The following is an 18,307-nucleotide window of genomic DNA, read 5'->3' as shown; positions in this document are numbered from 1 at the left end:
ATAAAAATTCCGTTAAATGTTTTTAGATAACATATATCGATGAGTGTGAATAGACATCATAATGCCAAAACTTGCCATTAAAACGACTAATGATGAGCCACCATAACTTATTAGTGGTAATGGTACACCAACTACTGGCAATATTCCACTGACCATACCGATATTAATAAATACATAGACAAAAAAGACCAAAATTAAACCACCAGAAAGGATTCGGCCAAAAGTCGTTTGTGCTTGAGAGGCAATAATCAAACCTCTAATTATTAAGCATAAGAATAAGACCAGCAAAATAATCGAGCCAATAAAACCAAACTCTTCTGCGATGACTGAAAAAATGAAATCAGTATGGCGTTCAGGTAAAAATTCTAACTGTGACTGGGTACCTTCTAGCCAGCCTTTGCCCCATATTCCACCTGATCCAATTGCTGTTTTAGATTGAAGAATATGATAGCCAGTACCATTAGGGTCACGTTCAGGATTAATTAGCGTTAATACTCGTTCACGTTGATAATCGTGCATTAAGTAGAACCACATAATCGGTACAAAGATAGCCAACAATATCAAAGCAACAAGAATAAATCGCCAATTAATACCAGCCAAAAAGATAATAAAAATACCCGACATGACAATTAAAATAGCAGTTCCCAAATCGGGTTGCATTGCCACCAATAGTGTTGGCACACCGATAATAGCTAATGTTTGTAAGGTCGTTTTTAGTGGTGGAGGGCAACCATCACGATGAATAAATTTAGCTACCATTAAAGGAACAGCTATTTTAGCAATTTCTGAGGGTTGAAAACGAATGACACCTAAGTCTAACCAGCGTTGAGCACCTTTACTGGTGTAGCCAAAAATATCAACCAATAGTAATATAAAAATACAGGCAATATAAAGATAAGGTGCCCACTGTTCATAACTTCTTGGTGAAAACTGTGCAAAGACAATCATCACAAAAAAACCAAGTAATATTTGGATCACTCTTTTTTGCATCATATCTATATCTTGGCCGCTAGCACTCCATAGAATATAAAGGCTATAACCAAGTAGTAAAGAGATACATAAGCAAAAAAGCGGATCGATATGTATCTTTTGCCAAAAAGATTTCTTAATATTATTCATCATTAATCTTCATGTCCTGTATTAGGTGATTCATCGTTTAATTCCGTTGAGTTATCACCTTCAAGATAATAATCTAGTATCTTACGTGCGACTGCACCACCGTTGGAGCTTCCTCCTCCACCATTTTCCAGAACAATCGCTAAGGCTATTTTTGGTTTATCGTAAGGTGCGTAAGCAATAAATAAAGCATGATCGCGTAAATGTTCAGGTATTCTATGTGCGTTATAGGTTTCGTTTTCTTTTAAACCATAAACTTGAGCAGTACCTGATTTACCCGCGGCTTGATATTTAGCGCCTGCATAAACTTTACGCGCGGTGCCTCGAGCACCAAACATTACACGGTGCATACCTTCTTTTGCTAATGCCCAATAGGCTGGATTAACATCAACAAGACTGTTATTTTCAATATATTTTGATGGATCAATCAACGGTTGATTTTGATTGGTATTGATAATGTCGCTCTTTTTATATAATAAAAAGTGGGGTGTATAGGTTTTACCATTATTAATTAGTGTAGTTAATGCTTTAGCCATTTGCATTGGTGTTGCTGTCCAATAACCTTGACCTATACCGACAGGAATAGTGTCTCCTTGTAACCAAGATTTTTTATGGCGTTTTAATTTCCATTCACGACTTGGCATGACAGCTCGAGTCTCTTCACTAGGCGAAATATCAATGCCTGTTCGCTGGCCATAACCAAACTTAGTCATCCATAAATTTAAGCGATCTATCCCCATGTCATATGCAACTTGGTAAAAATAGGTATCTACTGATTCTTCTATCGCTCGTAATACATCGACATGGCCATGCCCCCATTTTAACCAGTCTCGATAACGTCTTTCAGTACCCGGTAATTGCCACCAACCCGGATCGTTAACCACACTTTTTGGTGAAACAACGCCTTCACTTAATGCTGCTATCGAAATAAATGGTTTAACCGTTGAAGCTGGGGGATAAGCACCGAGCAATGCACGGTTAAATAGTGGTTTACTTGGATCATTAAGTAACTCACTATATTTCTTACTTGAAATACCACCTACAAAGTCGTTTGAATCATAACTTGGGCTTGATACCATTGCTAATATTTCACCATTATTTGGATTAATAGCAACAACCGAGGCTTTACGGCCAGCAAGCAGTGATTCAATATAGAGTTGTAATTTGAGATTAATGGATAAATAGATATCTTCACCCGCTTGTGGTGGATGTTGTTCAAGTAAGCGAACAATACGACCTCGGCTATTGACTTCAACCTTTTCGTTACCCGCCGTGCCATGTAAAACATCTTCGTAATATCGTTCAATCCCCATTTTTCCAATATTAAAGGTAGCCACGTAATTGCTAGCTTTATTTTCTTCTTCTAGACGTTGCTTATCTTGACTGTTTATTTTAGATATATAACCAAGAATATGGGTAAGTGAAGCACCGTATGGATAATATCGATGTTGAATTTTTACAATCGATACAAAAGGAAATCGATGCTGATCAACAATAAACCGAGCAATTTGTTTTTCGGTTAAGTTTTCTTTAAGTGGTACAGGACGATGAGATCGATAATTTCGTCGCTCCTTTTGGAAGTTTTCAATATCTTCATCAGTTAAATCAACAATCTTTTTTAATTGTTCAAATTGCTCATTAAGGTTTTTAGTTTTGTCAGGAACAATATTAAGTTGATAGGTAATATTATTTATCGCTAATGGCGTGCCATTACGATCATAAATCATACCGCGACTTGGAGGAATAGGGATAATTTCAATACGATTATTGTTCGATTTGGTGCTGTAATAACTAAAATTCGATATTTGCAAATCAGCTAAATTGGCTAATAATACAAAAATTAGTAGTATAATTACGACAAATGCAAACAGTGCTCTACGCAAAAATAAGTTTGTTTCTGCGGAGTGATCGCGAATATAGCCTTTTTTTGTTTTACCTGAAATAGAGATAATCTAACTCCTCTAAATTCTGTTTATAGATGTTCTTTTTGTTCCCATTTTTCATAAGCATTAACAATTCTAGCTACCACAGGATGGCGAACTACATCTTCACTCTTGAAAAAATTAAAACTAATATCTTCAACTTCATTTAATACTTCTATTGCGTGACGTAACCCAGATTTTTGATGACGAGGTAAATCTATTTGGGTTATATCACCCGTTATTACCGCTTTAGAATTAAAACCAATGCGCGTTAAAAACATTTTCATTTGTTCTATCGTTGTGTTTTGGCTTTCATCAAGAATAATAAATGCATCATTGAGTGTACGCCCACGCATATAAGCTAACGGTGCAACTTCAATCACACTTTTTTCAATTAGTTTTTCGACTTTTTCAAAACCAAGCATTTCAAATAAAGCATCGTAAAGCGGACGCAAATAAGGATCGACTTTTTGGCTTAAATCACCTGGTAAAAAACCCAATTTTTCACCGGCTTCAACTGCAGGGCGTGTTAATATAATTCGTCTAACTTGTTGTTTTTCAAGTGCATCAACTGCGGCAGCTACAGCTAGATAGGTTTTACCTGTACCAGCAGGACCGATACCAAAAGAGATATCATAATCTAATACATGAGCAATATATTGTGCTTGATTAGGCGTGCGGGGTTTTATTACTCCTCGCTTGGTCTTTATCATCACTTGTTTGCTACCATGCAGATCAACATAACTAGGTGCGTGTTCATTAGCTTTTTCTAACGCACCTGATTCTTTAATAGCTAAATGTATCTGCTCTGGTTCTATATCGACAATACTGTCTTTTACTTTAGTTTGTTTATACAGCGATTGTAAAATCTCAGTTGCCGCTTTTGCACAAATTGTATCGCCAGTAATAGCAAATTGATTACCCCGATGGTTTATTTCTAATCCTAATCGTCGTTCAAGTTGTTTGATATTGTCATCATAGGGACCACAAAGACTATTAAGCCGCTGATTATCTGCTGGTTCAAGCATTGTTTCATATGTCGTAATATTCAAAGATATGTCCCCAAATCGTTTATTTTAAACACGTTCTTTTGAGCCAAAATTTATCAACATGTTATATATTATTATTTCAATCATTATTTAATTATGGTTGATAGATAGCCACACCTAAATCGTTTTCTTTACGGGTACGAGAGATGACCGATATTGGTGATTCGCTCACACGTAAATTCATCTGATCCTCTGTTCTTACTACTTTACCACGCAATGAGTTAGGATAAACATCGGTAATTTCAACATCAACAAATTTACCAATCATATCCGGACTACCTTCAAAATTAACAATACGATTATTTTCTGTTCGTCCGGTTAATTCCATAAGATCCTTTTTAGAAGGGCCTTCAACTAAAATACGTTGCACAGTATTTAACATGCGACGACTAAATTGCATTGCTTGTTGATTGATTCGTTCTTGGAGAATATAGAGCCTTTGTTTTTTCTCTTCTTCAGAAACGTTATCTTCCATTTCAGCAGCAGGTGTACCTGGTCGTGCTGAATAGACAAAGCTATAACTTAAATCAAAATTAACATCAGCAATGAGTTTCATGGTTTGTTCAAAATCTTCTTGGGTTTCACCAGGGAATCCAACAATAAAGTCTGAACTAATTTGAATGTCAGGACGAACTTTGCGTAATTTGCGAATGATTGATTTATATTCAATTGCTGTATGAGTGCGTTTCATTAAATTTAACACTCGGTCAGAACCACTTTGTACCGGCAAATGTAAAAAGTTAACCAGTTCTGGCGTATCACGATATACATCGATGATATCATCAGTAAATTCAATTGGATGGCTAGTTGTAAAGCGAATGCGATCAATACCATCAATAGCAGCAACTAAGCGTAGTAGTTCAGCGAAAGAACAAATATCACCATCGAAAGTTGGCCCTCGATAAGCATTTACATTTTGACCCAGTAAATTAACTTCGCGTACACCTTGTTCAGCAAGTTGAGCTATTTCATAAATTACATCATCACAAGGTCGGCTCACCTCTTCACCACGGGTGTAAGGTACCACACAATAAGTACAGTATTTATTACATCCTTCCATAATTGAAACAAAAGCTGTTGGACCTTCACTGCGAGGTTCGGGTAAACGGTCAAATTTTTCAATTTCAGGAAAACTAACATCAACCACATGATGACCATTACCACTACGAATTTGTTCAATCATCTCGGGTAAACGATGAAAAGTTTGTGGTCCAAAAATAATATCAACAAAAGGAGCACGCTTACGGATATGTGCACCTTCTTGTGATGCTACGCAACCACCTACACCAATGATTATATCAGGATTATGTTGTTTTAAATTTTTCCAACGGCCTAGTTGATGAAAGACTTTTTCTTGGGCTTTTTCTCGAATAGAGCAAGTATTTAATAGTAAAATATCTGCTTCTTCGGCATTTTCTGTTAAAGTTAAACCATGGGTGGATTCAAGGAGATCTGCCATTTTTGTTGAATCATATTCATTCATTTGGCAACCCCAAGTTTTGATATGTAATTTTTTGCTCATCAATAACTCAGCTATATTTAATTGTTAAAATGAAAACGGGTTTAAATCCGTGATTTTAGCGTGCCATATTGTAATCCTTTGTGATTGTAGGGTCTATAATTAATATAAAAAACTATATTTATATGCTTTATTTAGAAAATAATGTCTAATTAGTAATTAATCTATCGAAAAAACAACTGATTATGATAATCATTCTTTTTAATATCGTTTTATTTTATGCTATTATTCTTGGCCTATTAATATTACTAATATAAAAGTGTCTAGGTATGTCGAAAACTTTTAGTCCAACAAAGCGCTTTTTGATCAAAGGCATTATTGCTACTTGTCTATTATCTGTTACACGAGTTGGCTTTGCTGCGGCAATGGCTCAAGTTGTGGCTGTGCGTGTTTGGCCTTCATCAACCTATACACGAATAACGTTAGAATCAAACGTTAAGCTTAATTATAAAAGCGCACAATTATATAACCCTGATCGTATGGTGATTGATATTGATAATCTCAATTTAAATCCAATATTAAAAACCGTTTCGACAAAAGTTTTAAGCCGTGATCCTTTTATTAAATCTATACGTGCATTACAGTTAGATCCTAAAACTGTACGTATTATGATCGAATTAAAACAGGGTATTGATCCTAATACATTTACATTACCACCGATTGCTGAATTTAAACATCGATTAGTCGTTGATCTTTATCCGTCTAAACCGGCTACAGCTAATGATGATCCTTTACTTGCTCTTTTAGAAGAGTATCAAAAAGGGGATCTAAATAAAAAACAAGCGCAAATAAAATCGCCAACGAATAAAAATAAAAACTCGCCTATTATTGTTATGCTTGATCCTGGTCATGGTGGTGAGGATCCTGGTGCGATTGGCTACAAAAGAACACGAGAAAAAGACATTGTTTTGCAAATTGCCAGACGAACATATAGTTTGCTAAAAAAAGAACCAAATATAAAAGTTTATATGACTCGTAATGAAGATGTTTTTATTCCATTAAAAGTTCGTGTAGCGAAAGCGAGATCTTTACATGCGGATCTATTTGTCTCTATCCATGCTGATGCTTTTGCGAGTCGATCTGTTAGAGGGTCATCTGTATTTGCTTTATCAACACGTGGAGCTAGTAGTTCTGCTGCAAGTTATTTAGCACAAACTCAAAATGATGCAGACCAAATAGGTGGTGTTAGCCGAAGTGGTGATAAATATTTAGATAACACTATTTTAGATTTAGTGCAAAAAACAACCCTTTCTAATGGTGTATTATTAGGAAGTGCTATTTTAAATCGAATGAAAAATGTGAATAAATTACATAAACCATCGATAGAAAAAGCAGGTTTTGCAGTGTTAAAAGCACCAGATATTCCATCAGTTTTAGTTGAAACAGCCTTTATTAGTAATATAGCTGAAGAGCAAAAACTTAAAACAGCAGCCTTCCAAAATCAAGTTTCTAAAGCCATAGTTGATGGTATTAAGGATTATTTGAAAAGACGTAAAAATTGATCTAAAAAGTGATTAGATCAATTTGTTTTTTATTCAATGATCATTAATCGTCTTTCAGCATTCAATTCAGGTATGGTAAGTTTTATATCTTGTTTAAGCGTAAATCCTTCAGGGATCGGATCAAGATCACTGCCTTTTAACGCATAAAATAATCCTTGTTCATTAGGAAGATGTTTACACCAGGTTAACATATCTTGTAAAGAAGCAAATGCTCGACTTATTACCCCATCGAATTTTTTTTGATTATATTCTTCAATACGGCTTTGAATTGGTTGAATATTTGGTAGCTTTAATTCAAATTGAACTTGTTTTAAAAAACGGATCCTTTTACCTAAACTGTCAACGAGATCAAATTGTTTGTCTGGATTGATGATTGCTAAAGGAATCCCTGGTAATCCAGGGCCTGTACCTACATCAATAAACGTGCTACCAACTAAATAAGGTGAAACAACTAAGCTATCCATAATATGTTTTATTAACATTTCATTAGGATCACGCACCGCTGTTAGGTTGTAAGCTTTATTCCATTTATTAAGCATTTCAACGTAATTGATCAGTTGATCAATTTGCTGACAATTGATTGAAAGATCCGTTTGATCAATAAGATTAATGAGTTTCTTTTTTAACATAGTTCTTCTTTTTTAAATAAACTAATAACATTGAAATTGCAGCTGGTGTAATACCTGAAATACGTGAAGCTTGGCCAATTGAAACCGGCTTATGTTGTTTTAATTTAGCAACAACTTCGTTAGATAACCCTGATATTTCAGCATAATCTATATGTTCAGGTATAAGAGTTTCCTCATTTCGTTTTTGTCTTTCTATTTCTTCAATTTGTAGTTTTATATAGCCGTCATACTTAACTTGAATTTCAACTTGTTCTGCTGCTTGATCATCACTTAGCCCTGGTGCAAATAAAGACAGGGATTGTAGAGTTTTGTAGCTCATTTCAGGGCGTTTAAGCAGCTCTTCTCCATTGGCTTCTTTGGTAAGGTTAGCGCTTAATACCGCATTAACTTCATCAATTGTTTCAATGTGAGGATGAACCCAAATGTCACGAAGACGTGCTCTTTCTTGTTCAATAGCTTCAAATTTTTCGTTAAAACGTTGCCAACGGTAATCATCAACCATTCCAAGTTGTCGTCCAATTTCTGTTAAACGAATATCTGCATTATCTTCACGTAACATTAAGCGATATTCAGCTCGTGAAGTAAACATACGATAAGGTTCATTAGTACCTAAAGTACAAAGATCATCAACCAAAACCCCTAAATAAGCTTGATCACGCGTTGGATACCATTGATCTTGATCATAAACAAAACGAGCTGCATTTAATCCTGCCAGCATACCTTGGGCAGCGGCTTCTTCATAACCTGTAGTACCATTGATCTGTCCTGCTAAAAACAAGCCTTTGATCACTTTACTTTCAAGAGTTGGTTTGAGATCACGAGGATCAAAGTAATCATATTCAATCGCATAACCTGGTCTGACTATATTGGCATTTTCCAGTCCTTTCATACTGCGAACAAAAGCTAATTGTGTGTCAAAAGGTAAACTTGTTGATATTCCATTTGGATAAATTTCATTGCTGTCTAAACCTTCTGGTTCTAAATAGATCTGGTGCGAGTTACGATCAGCAAAACGCATTATTTTATCTTCGATTGATGGACAATATCGTGGACCTACACCTTCAATAACACCTGTATACATAGGGCTACGATCTAAGCTGTTTCGAATAATATCATGTGTGATTTCATTAGTACTTGTTATATAACAAGGAATCTGTCTAGGATGCTGTTTAGCATCACCTAAAAACGAAAATACAGGCACAGGATCATCACCGTATTGTGTACCTAATTTAGAAAAATCTATGGTTCTAGCATCGATACGAGGTGGCGTTCCTGTTTTTAAACGACCCATTCTAAATGGGTATTGATGCAACGATTTGGAAAGACCTATCGAAGCAGGATCACCCGTTCTACCACCACTATAATTATCAAGTCCTATATGGATCTTGCCATCTAAGAAAGTGCCAGTAGTTAATACAACAGATCTTGCTTTAAATGAAACACCCATTTGTGTAACCACGCCTGTGATCTGATCGTTTTCAATGATCACGTCTTCAACTGATTGTTGAAATAACATTAAGTTTTCTTGGTTTTCAAGGGTTGTTCGTATTACTTTACGATATAAAGATCGATCCGCTTGAGCTCGCGTTGCTCTTACAGCAGGACCTTTGCTGCTGTTTAAGATCCTAAATTGGATCCCAGAAAGATCAATAGCATGTGCCATTAATCCACCCATTGCATCAATTTCTTTTACCAAATGTCCCTTACCAATACCACCAATAGCAGGATTACATGACATTTGTCCTAACGTATTGATATTATGGGTTAAAAGTAATGTTTTTCGGCCCATTCTTGCTGATGCCATTGCTGCTTCTGTTCCGGCATGGCCACCACCAACGACGATGACATCAAAAAGATCTGGATAAAACATATAAAGCCTCGTTTTTTATTTTACAGATAGATGATCATTATTTTGATCAGGTGATTTGGTTTTATTTAGCGTAAGGAATTTTACTCATCTTTTTTATTACGTCAAATGATCTATTTTGATCATCATTTAAATTAAATAAGATCTTTTTGTGATCTTTTTTATTTTTACTATTATTAGTTTGGATCATTTTTGTTGATAACTCTTTTTTATGATTATTTTATAGGATCTTAATGATCGTCTAATGCTGTTAATTGATCGGATCTTTTTTTAGTTAATCCTGTTTATAATTCTTATTTTTATCCACAACCTTTTTTGCTTTTAAGGTTATTAATATGATTATAACAGCTTATATAGTGGGTTTATCACAGAGTTATCCACAAAAAATAAATTTGTTTGCTTAAATTTTATCTTTTATTGTCTATAATTTAATCTTAATTATTTAGATCATTCTGGTTAAAAAAGTTATACATCTTAAATATTATGATCAATAAAAATGTAATTATGAGTTTTAATGATCATTATAAAGTTCGAAATATGATCTTTGATCATACTTAGCGACATTAATTTTATTAATTTAAATTTTAAAAATACCTAAGAATAGGATAATTAATTATCATTTTATTAGTTTTTTTAAATACCTGAAAAAGATATTTTTCTAAAAGATATTGGTGTTTTTAGTAGAAAGCTAATGTAACTAATGTTTAAAAGTAGGATTATAAGTATTTGTTTCTTTTAATTCGGAAGTGCTGTGAGGTAGCAGTACCATCATCACTTAAAATAATAGTACTTATTAAAAGCTATTTAGGAAAAGGTTAAAATGTTTTTTTAAGTATTAGATAATAATAAAATGGATTAATTTCTATATCTAAATTAATTTTTAATTAGGTTATTATTTAGTTTTTTAGGATTGATATATTAATTTTTGATAGTTACTTTCGTTAACTTATTTGTTTGCTGTAAAAGTGATTGATTTTTGTAAAAGCAAATTTATACTTAGTAAGATTATATTTTTATTGTGAGGTTATTTTATTACTCTTTCACAGTTGCCTTTACCTTTTATATTACCTAATAACGAAACATTTGATAGTTTTTATGTAGGTAATAATCAATTATTGTTTGAATCTTTGCAAACCTTACTTGATAAGGAAGGCTTCAACGTCTTTTATATATGGTCAGCAAGTGCCGCTGGTCGTACTCATCTATTACATGCTTCATGTCAAAATAAGTTAGCAAGCTATATTCCTTTAAAACAACATGTTCTACTTGTACCTGAGATTTTACAAGGTTTAGATAATTATGATTTGGTTTGTTTAGATGATATTGATGCGATAGCAGGTCATCGTGATTGGGAAGAAGCAATATTTGATCTTTTTAATCGTTTAACCGAAAAAAACGTTAGTAAATTATTGATAACTGCCAGTGCTCCTCCAAAACAAGTTCCTTTTATACTACCTGATTTGGTATCAAGGTTAACGTGGGGGCAAGTTTATCAGTTAAAAGAGTTAAGTGATGAGGATAAACTAAAAGCTTTACAACTTAGGGCTAAGCTAAGTGGATTTGAGCTATCAACGGAAGTTGGATTATTTTTGTTAAAACGTGTTAATCGCGATATGCGAACTTTATTTTCTTTAATGGAAGAGTTTGAAGTAGCTACGTTAGCTCAACAACGCAAATTAACCATTCCTTTTATTAAACATATTTTGGATTTATGAAATGAAAAAGAAACCTGAAGCTATTGTTTTTTTCGATTTAGATGGAACCTTATTTAATAAAGATATAGATGTGTTACCTAGTTCTTATGATGCAATTAGAAAACTAAAACAAAATAATATTGTACCAATAATTGCAACTGGTAGAACACCACCTGAAGCGGTTGATTTGATGAGGGATACTGGTATAGATTCAATTATTGGTATGAATGGCCAAGTAGTTATTTATGAAAAAGAGGTCGTTTTCACAAATAATATTGATAAAAATCTCATTACTCGATTATATGAATATTCAAGAGAAAAGATGAATATTCCATTATCTTTCTATAGCTATAAGACCATGCGAGTGAGTGAAAATAGTCTTCCAGCTCAAAAATTCTATACTTCTTTAAAACAACAAGTACCTCCTGTTGATGATCAAATTTACTTAAAAGAACCGATTCAAATGTTATTACTGCTTTGTGAACAAGGCGAATCACCTTATAGAGAAGTTTTTCCTGAATTGACGTTTATCCGTAATACACATTATTGTGTTGATGTTTTTAATCATGGCGGTTCTAAAGGTAATGGAATTAAAGAATTATTAGAAATTAAAGGTTTTAATGACGTACCTACTTATGCATTTGGTGATGGTATGAATGATTTTGAAATGTTCCTAACCGTTGACCATCCTGTAGCAATGAGCAATGCGGTTGATCAGCTAAAAGAAAAAGCTGAATATGTCACTGATACCAATAATAATGATGGCATAGCGAAGGCATTGAAAAAGTTTGGATTAATTTAATATAAAAAAAATCATCTAATTGTTTAGATTAGATGATTTTAAGTTTAATTATATTACTTTTGTTTAGTGGTGTTGTTTAAAGCCTACATTATTGTTACCAAAACAGTTGTCATATTCAAAGCCAGTTAACTCTTTAACTAAACTTCTTATTTCTGGTGTTGCATCTTGTTTTTTGCCACCATTTTTTAATCTATCAAGTTCTTGAATAATAAGTGCATGAGTCGATTTATCTAATTTCATACGATATGTGAAGAAGATACCTAATAGTGCCATTCCACACACACCGAAGATTAATACTAAGTTAATTGCAGTAACGGCACTCTCTGGTTGAACAGCATCTACGCCAGACACAAAACCAGAATATTTCAATACAATACCTAAGACAAAGACGATAGTTGCACGCATTAATTTACCGGCCATGGTCATAGCACCAGCATAAATACCTTCGCGACGTCTTCCTGTTAGTACTTCATCGATATCTGCTAAAAATGTGTATACACTCCAAGGAATATAATAAACACCCCCCGTTCCTAATCCAAACCAAATAGTAATACCAATTACAATCCATGTAACATGAGGCATATTAAAGTAGTAGACACCGATATAGCCGATTACCGAAGATATTACTATCAATATTGCAATAACAAATGGTCTTTTGAATCCACGTTTTACACACCAAGCCATGAAAAAGGCAGTTGAGATTAATTGGCAAATACTACTTAAACTGTTCATCTGTGAAACGAAGGTTTTTGGTTGGCCTAAGTTAAATACTACGAAATAAGTAAATGTTGCCGCAAATAACCATTCAGCACCAAAGCCAAATAGATACATACCTAAATGGTTTCTAAAAGTTTTTAAACGGAAAGTTGAAAAAACATCTGAAAATAATTTAACAATACTTTCCCAAAGGCCAGAAGTTGTTTCATCTTCAATTTCATCAACTGATTTTTCCCAGCTATTAAAATAAAGTAAAATTAGTGCTATCGCCATAATAGATGCATAAGTAATACCTGTTAATAAGAATGGTAGTGGAGAGTCTTTACCATCAAATAGATAGAAAAATACACCAGGAATAGCTGCAGCTAAGAAGTTTGCTACTTTACCAAACATCGCTTTGGAACCTGCTAGGTAAGTTCTTTGATCGAAGTTTTTAGTCATCTCTACCGGTAAAGTATTATATGGAATCATAATCATGGTATAGATGAATTCAAATAAAATATAAGTAGTTAAGTAGTACCAGAAATTCATCCCATCTACCCAAAGTAATGGGTAAATAATCATACATGGAATAGCAAATAGGATGAAGAATCGACGGCGACCAAATCGACGTCCAAGTTTTGTATGGTTAAAGTTATCAGTAATAAAACCCATTAGTGGATTTAAAATTACATCTAAATAGGTAGCTATAGAAAAAATTAACGTTGCTTGAAATGCCGAAAGTCCACAAAATGTTGTATAAAAGTATAGTAACCAAGCGGCACTAATTGCTAGAGCACCACTTCCTATCAAATTACCACTACCATACGAAAATCGAGTGAGTGTGGTTATTTTTTTCTGATTATCAGCCATAAATCTATTTCCTTTAATAATTATGAAATACTGTTTTAAAATTATTATTGAAATAATACTAAATTTATACAAATTAATTTTAATTTTTTTTTAGAAATGTGACGTTGGTAACAAATTATTTTGATTTTTAAGGTATATATATTAATATTATTTTAAATAAAAATTAAATATATCATGTAGTTATTGTTTTTTTTGAATTGTTTTCTGAAACTGTGATCTTATTAACAGAAAAAATTAATAAAATAATAAAAAATATAAAACAGTATTTCAAAAATAAATTTAAAAATTTAGGAAAACAATAATGAGTCAATTTAAATTAAAAAAAATACCGCTTTTAATGTTTCTGTCTACCTTTCCTATTTATTCTTTTGCTGGTCAAACAACTTTTCAATATGAACATAACTGGAAATCTATGGATAGGATTCATGGGGATACAATTAAGTTAATCCATAAAACCGACGATAATTGGCAATATGAATTTAAATTTGGTGTTACTGAAGGTGGCGGGAACAAACGTGATGTTTTATATGATGATATGCAAGGTGGATCAGGTGGTGTCGTTATTCAAAAAACATTTACGCTTGATGATGGCTGGGGATCGATTATTCCATCATTAGAATTAGGTTTCAGCAAAGATTCAACTCTTTATCAACCAGGATTGAAATATAGTTATAAAATTAATAGTGATTGGTCAACAAGTTTTCGATATCGCTATGAATGGAAAAAAATATCTCACGCTGAACGTTATAAAAGAGCAAAAATAGCTGGCAAACAAGTTAAATATGTTGCTAGTAGTAATACAGGAAGGAATCGTTTAGATTGGGCATTAATGTATTCTGGTATAAAAGCATTTAACTTTGCCTATACCTTTAACTATTATTTTGGTGATTATACTAACAATTCTTATAAAGCATTGAGGAACGGTTTTTCTAAAAATGAATATAAAGCTTATAACAATAAAAAAACTGATTATGAGCAAGAATTTAAAATTACCTATAATTATTCAAAATTACTCCGTCCTTATTTTTCTATTTCTGATGTATCGAAAAATAAAACCACTAATACTCGACAAGCTAAGTTTAAAGTTGGTTTCAATTACGCATTCGGTCAATCAAATAGCAAAGACTCTAATTTTTCTTATAAAACCTATTTCAAATATGCACATCATTATGGTTTAACTTCACATTACCATGGTGATAGTTTTGGTCTATATACTGATTTTGATAAAAAAGGCTATGTTGGTCTAAGTGTAAATACCTATAACCAATTAAAAAATAGATTATTCTTTGATGATATTGTTTCTAGTCATTATCAAATTTATGGAGGTTACAATTTTTATTTAGCTGATAATTGGATACTAACACCAAATATGGAAGTTAGATTCTATTCAGGTGGTGGTTATAAAGCTAAAAGTAAAGAAAACTTACCCCATTATCAGTTAGGTGATGTAAGTGATTCACAACGTCCAGGTGTTCGTTATTCTCCCGCTTTAAAATTGACTTGGTTACAAAGTGATGATCTATCTTTTTATGGCCAATATCGATTTGAATATCGCAAAGTTTCAAGAAGTAAACGCGAAGATAGTGTTCAAGGTTATGTCGATAATCGAGCGCGCAATCGTTTTGATATAGGTACTGATATTAATCTAACTCCTGATTGGAACATTGGCTATCGCTTCTCATACTTAAAAGGAAACTATGTATTACACAATGATAAAAAGCATGATTATCAACAAGAACTGGATATAAATTGGCAAGCAACCAAAGTTTGGCAAGTTAACTTTGCTGCAGAAGATGTGGCAAAAAGTGTTCATTCTGACGCAAGGGAAGCTAAGTTAGCACTAGGATTATCTTATTTATTTTAATCGATAAAAGTGTTAAAAACAGTTAGTGGTGAAAAAATGATAAAGAAAATTTTTTTCGGATTTTTATTGGTTGTCACTTCAATCAATCAAGTATTGGCAAGTACTGTAATACAAGGTTATGTTTATGTTAATAAACCAGTTGTTTCATCGGTGATAGTCCGTGATGTGAATAATAAAATTTTAAAAACGGCGACTAATAGCGATGGGTTTTATCAACAAGATGTTTCTGAACTGACTCCACCACTAATTGTTTTTAGTAATGAAAACTCACTTGCCCGAAAAGCGGATGAAGGGCAAATGTGTAACGGTAATTGTTTGGTTTCATACGTTCATACCTTACAAAAAGATGAAAAAAATACTGTTAATATTAATCCATTAACTGATTTTTTAACTAGTGAACTAGCTAAACAAATCAATCTTCTAGGCCCAGAACAATTTACTGATAATCAATTATCTTTTTCAATAGATGATGCTGCGTTAAGCCATGCTTATAAAAATTATCATATGCTGTTTGATAAAGCATTACGCCAAGTAGGTATTATTGCTAATTCTTTTGATCCACTTACCACCGAAAATCCAGATATTAACAAGCTACTTAATGTAATATACTTTAATCGTGGATACGATTCTTCTACTGGTAAAGTAAGTGGTACTGTATTGTTTGATATGCGTTTAAGACCCATTAGTCAAGATTCACCTTTTGATTATGATCAGGCAGTTAAGCAAAAAGAAAGAAATATAAATGCTAAGCAACGTATTTTTATTTTAGGTGATTCGACTGCGTCCAACTATGATAAAAAAGTTTATCCAAGAATGGGATGGGGCCAAGTTTTTGATCAGTTTATTGATGATAAGGCTGATACGGTTGTCATCAATGGCGCACAGTCAGGCTGTTCAAGCCGTAGTTTCAAAACTGAAGGATGGTTCGATTTACTGATCCCTTTAATGAAAAAAGGCGATTATATGATCATCGCTTTTGGACATAATGATGAAAAATGTAACGGTAACAATCCGAAACGAGGTAAAGTGGATGTTGCTAATTTATGCACTTATCCTAATGATGATAATAACCAAAAACAGTATCCATCAACGCAAGAAAATATGTCATTCCAATCCTCTTTAGAAGGTTATCTCTCTGTGGCAAAAGCGTTGGATATGACGCCAATTTTAATGACACCAGTCACCCGTTATAAAGATAATAACATTGCTTATCAAAATACTAATCCTGTTAGTCATATGCATTATACCGCCAATAAACCAGGTTTTGCTTATTGGGGAGATTATTCGAATACGATTAAACATACGGCAAAAGTTAATCAAGTTGTTTTAATTGATTTGGAGTCATTTAGTATTGATTTTGCCAACCAACACAAAGATGACTGGCAGTCTTACTGGTTAGCTGTAGATCCTAATGATCCTCAATATCCTTATTATAAAAATCAAACTTCTGGCGTGATTAACAATCCTGATGCTACGCATTTTCAAGAAAAAGGCGCATTAGCTATCGCCAAAATTATTGCTAATGCCATAAACAACGATCCTTGGTTACAGCAAGGAATCACTTTCGATCAAACTCAGATTAACTAATAAAAGGTATTTGTTAAATGAAAAAATTAATCATTGCGCTATTAGTTCCTTTGGCAATTAATTCATCTATTGCTGCATGTCATGCATTATCTCCGTCTCCTATCAAAATTAGAGAAGCTCGTGATGTTGCACCTAGAGACGGTTTTGGTGGTTATGATTTAGCGACAAATACGGGCACGATCGGTGGCGCTAAAGCAAATGAAAAAATGATCTTTATGGTGAATAACAAAAAAGATCTTTTAGATGCGATTGCGATCAATAAAAATCAGCCTCGTATTATTCAAGTCTCTGGGATTATAGATATTAGTGAAGGCAAACCTTACAAAGACTTTGATGATCAAAAATCTCGTTCGTTGATCAAAATTCCTAGTGATACCACATTAATTGGTGTTGGTAATAATGCTGGTTTTATCAATGGTTCACTTATGTTGTCTAAAGTAAATAATGTCATTATTCGAAATTTAAAAATTGAAGCACCAATTGATGTTGCGCCAAAATTTGAAGAGGGAGATGGATGGAATGCTGAATGGGATGGGATAAATATTATTACCTCAACTTATGTTTGGATTGATCATGTCACTCTAACTGATGGTAAATTTACCGATGATATGTACCAGGAAAAAGATGGCTGGAAATATGTACAACATGATGGTTTATTGGATATTAAGCGTGGTAGTGATTTCATTACTATCTCTTATTGTCTATTTGAAAACCATGATAAGACTATGTTAATTGGCCATAGTGATAAAAATGCTGATCAGGATGAGAATAAGTTAAATATCACGCTTCATCATAATGTTTTTTTAGACATCACTCAACGCGCACCAAGAGTAAGGTTTGGCAAAATCCACATGTATAACAACCTGTTTAAAGGATCGGTTAATAAATCTAAAACTGTATACCCATATCAATACTCTATTGGCTTAGGCTATAAAGGTAGTGTGCTTTCGGAAAATAATCAATTTATGATTGATGGTTTAAAAGATAACTGCAAAGTAGCTAAACAGTTTAAAGGCGATAACCTTCGGGATAATAATTCTCTATTTAATCAATCTAAGTTGAAATTATCATCATGTGGTTTTGTTGATAATTTGAATTGGTCTGTGCCTTATCAATATAGCGTGGATGATATTAAGCAATTTAGTAAAAACTATGGACGATTAGTCGGTAGTGGAAAGCTTTAGAAT

The 18,307-nt window shown here is 33.3% G+C and carries 13 protein-coding genes; 6 read left to right on the top strand and 7 right to left on the bottom strand.

Annotated features, from left to right (window positions below):
* Positions 1-12: 12 nt before the first annotated feature.
* The 4 genes from mrdB to miaB form a co-directional block, all read right to left on the bottom strand.
* A complete protein-coding gene (gene mrdB, locus J3U18_RS08890) occupies positions 13-1,122 on the bottom strand; it encodes a peptidoglycan glycosyltransferase MrdB (protein ID WP_267353701.1) in 1,110 nt (369 codons plus the stop codon).
* The gene (gene mrdA, locus J3U18_RS08885) at positions 1,122-3,059 is read right to left on the bottom strand and encodes a penicillin-binding protein 2 (protein ID WP_416380400.1); all 1,938 of its coding nucleotides are present in this window, start codon (positions 3,057-3,059) and stop codon (positions 1,122-1,124) included. Before mrdA ends, mrdB begins: the two co-directional genes overlap by 1 nt.
* Positions 3,060-3,088: 29 nt before the next feature.
* Positions 3,089-4,090: a PhoH family protein gene (locus J3U18_RS08880; RefSeq protein WP_267353698.1), complete on the bottom strand. Its 1,002-nt coding sequence runs from the start codon at positions 4,088-4,090 to the stop codon at positions 3,089-3,091.
* A gap of 91 nt (positions 4,091-4,181) precedes the next feature.
* Positions 4,182-5,609, bottom strand: a complete 1,428-nt coding sequence (gene miaB / locus J3U18_RS08875; RefSeq protein ID WP_220225482.1) for a tRNA (N6-isopentenyl adenosine(37)-C2)-methylthiotransferase MiaB — start codon at positions 5,607-5,609, stop codon at positions 4,182-4,184.
* Positions 5,610-5,875: 266 nt separating this feature from the next.
* Between miaB and J3U18_RS08870 the strand changes: the two genes are divergently transcribed.
* Positions 5,876-7,108, top strand: a complete 1,233-nt coding sequence (locus J3U18_RS08870; protein WP_267337166.1) for an N-acetylmuramoyl-L-alanine amidase — start codon at positions 5,876-5,878, stop codon at positions 7,106-7,108.
* Positions 7,109-7,137: 29 nt separating this feature from the next.
* On the opposite strand, the gene rsmG is transcribed toward J3U18_RS08870, so the two are convergent.
* Positions 7,138-7,737 carry a 16S rRNA (guanine(527)-N(7))-methyltransferase RsmG gene (gene rsmG, locus J3U18_RS08865; protein WP_065561884.1) on the bottom strand — a complete coding sequence of 200 codons (600 nt, stop codon included), beginning with the start codon at positions 7,735-7,737 and terminating at the stop codon, positions 7,138-7,140.
* Positions 7,715-9,607, bottom strand: a complete 1,893-nt coding sequence (gene mnmG, locus J3U18_RS08860) for a tRNA uridine-5-carboxymethylaminomethyl(34) synthesis enzyme MnmG (RefSeq protein ID WP_267353696.1) — start codon at positions 9,605-9,607, stop codon at positions 7,715-7,717. Before mnmG ends, rsmG begins: the two co-directional genes overlap by 23 nt.
* Before the next feature lie 1,028 nt (positions 9,608-10,635).
* On the opposite strand from mnmG, the gene hda reads away from it, so the two are divergent.
* Both hda and J3U18_RS08850 read left to right on the top strand, forming a co-directional pair.
* The gene (gene hda, locus J3U18_RS08855) at positions 10,636-11,319 is read left to right on the top strand and encodes a DnaA inactivator Hda (protein WP_065561886.1); all 684 of its coding nucleotides are present in this window, start codon (positions 10,636-10,638) and stop codon (positions 11,317-11,319) included.
* A gap of 1 nt (position 11,320) precedes the next feature.
* Positions 11,321-12,100: a Cof-type HAD-IIB family hydrolase gene (locus J3U18_RS08850; RefSeq protein WP_267332169.1), complete on the top strand. Its 780-nt coding sequence runs from the start codon at positions 11,321-11,323 to the stop codon at positions 12,098-12,100.
* 63 nt (positions 12,101-12,163) lie between these two features.
* On the opposite strand, the gene J3U18_RS08845 is transcribed toward J3U18_RS08850, so the two are convergent.
* Positions 12,164-13,669 carry an MFS transporter gene (locus J3U18_RS08845; RefSeq protein WP_065561888.1) on the bottom strand — a complete coding sequence of 502 codons (1,506 nt, stop codon included), beginning with the start codon at positions 13,667-13,669 and terminating at the stop codon, positions 12,164-12,166.
* Positions 13,670-13,970: 301 nt separating this feature from the next.
* On the opposite strand from J3U18_RS08845, the gene J3U18_RS08840 reads away from it, so the two are divergent.
* The 3 genes from J3U18_RS08840 to J3U18_RS08830 are packed head-to-tail and all read left to right on the top strand — an operon-like array spanning position 13,971 to position 18,304.
* Entirely contained in the window at positions 13,971-15,533 is a 1,563-nt protein-coding gene (locus J3U18_RS08840; RefSeq protein WP_267353694.1) for an oligogalacturonate-specific porin KdgM family protein, read from the top strand.
* Positions 15,534-15,569: 36 nt separating this feature from the next.
* Complete coding sequence (locus J3U18_RS08835; protein ID WP_267353692.1) at positions 15,570-17,120, top strand: SGNH/GDSL hydrolase family protein; 1,551 nt, start codon at positions 15,570-15,572, stop codon at positions 17,118-17,120.
* Between the two features lie 17 nt (positions 17,121-17,137).
* Entirely contained in the window at positions 17,138-18,304 is a 1,167-nt protein-coding gene (locus J3U18_RS08830) for a pectate lyase family protein (protein ID WP_065735265.1), read from the top strand.
* Positions 18,305-18,307: the final 3 nt, after the last annotated feature.

Origin of the sequence: Gilliamella sp. B3482 (assembly GCF_026536805.1) — a bacterium.
Lineage (GTDB): Bacteria > Pseudomonadota > Gammaproteobacteria > Enterobacterales > Orbaceae > Gilliamella > Gilliamella apicola_E.
This window is presented reverse-complemented; position numbering and strand designations above follow the sequence as displayed.

Coding starts and splice junctions, on each gene's coding strand:
- mrdB (WP_267353701.1), bottom strand. CDS start 1,122: ATGATGAATAATATTAAGAAATCTTTTTGGCAAAAGATACATATCGAT.
- miaB (WP_220225482.1), bottom strand. CDS start 5,609: ATGAGCAAAAAATTACATATCAAAACTTGGGGTTGCCAAATGAATGAA.
- J3U18_RS08870 (WP_267337166.1), top strand. CDS start 5,876: ATGTCGAAAACTTTTAGTCCAACAAAGCGCTTTTTGATCAAAGGCATT.
- rsmG (WP_065561884.1), bottom strand. CDS start 7,737: ATGTTAAAAAAGAAACTCATTAATCTTATTGATCAAACGGATCTTTCA.
- mnmG (WP_267353696.1), bottom strand. CDS start 9,607: ATGTTTTATCCAGATCTTTTTGATGTCATCGTCGTTGGTGGTGGCCAT.
- J3U18_RS08850 (WP_267332169.1), top strand. CDS start 11,321: ATGAAAAAGAAACCTGAAGCTATTGTTTTTTTCGATTTAGATGGAACC.
- J3U18_RS08845 (WP_065561888.1), bottom strand. CDS start 13,669: ATGGCTGATAATCAGAAAAAAATAACCACACTCACTCGATTTTCGTAT.
- J3U18_RS08840 (WP_267353694.1), top strand. CDS start 13,971: ATGAGTCAATTTAAATTAAAAAAAATACCGCTTTTAATGTTTCTGTCT.
- J3U18_RS08835 (WP_267353692.1), top strand. CDS start 15,570: ATGATAAAGAAAATTTTTTTCGGATTTTTATTGGTTGTCACTTCAATC.
- J3U18_RS08830 (WP_065735265.1), top strand. CDS start 17,138: ATGAAAAAATTAATCATTGCGCTATTAGTTCCTTTGGCAATTAATTCA.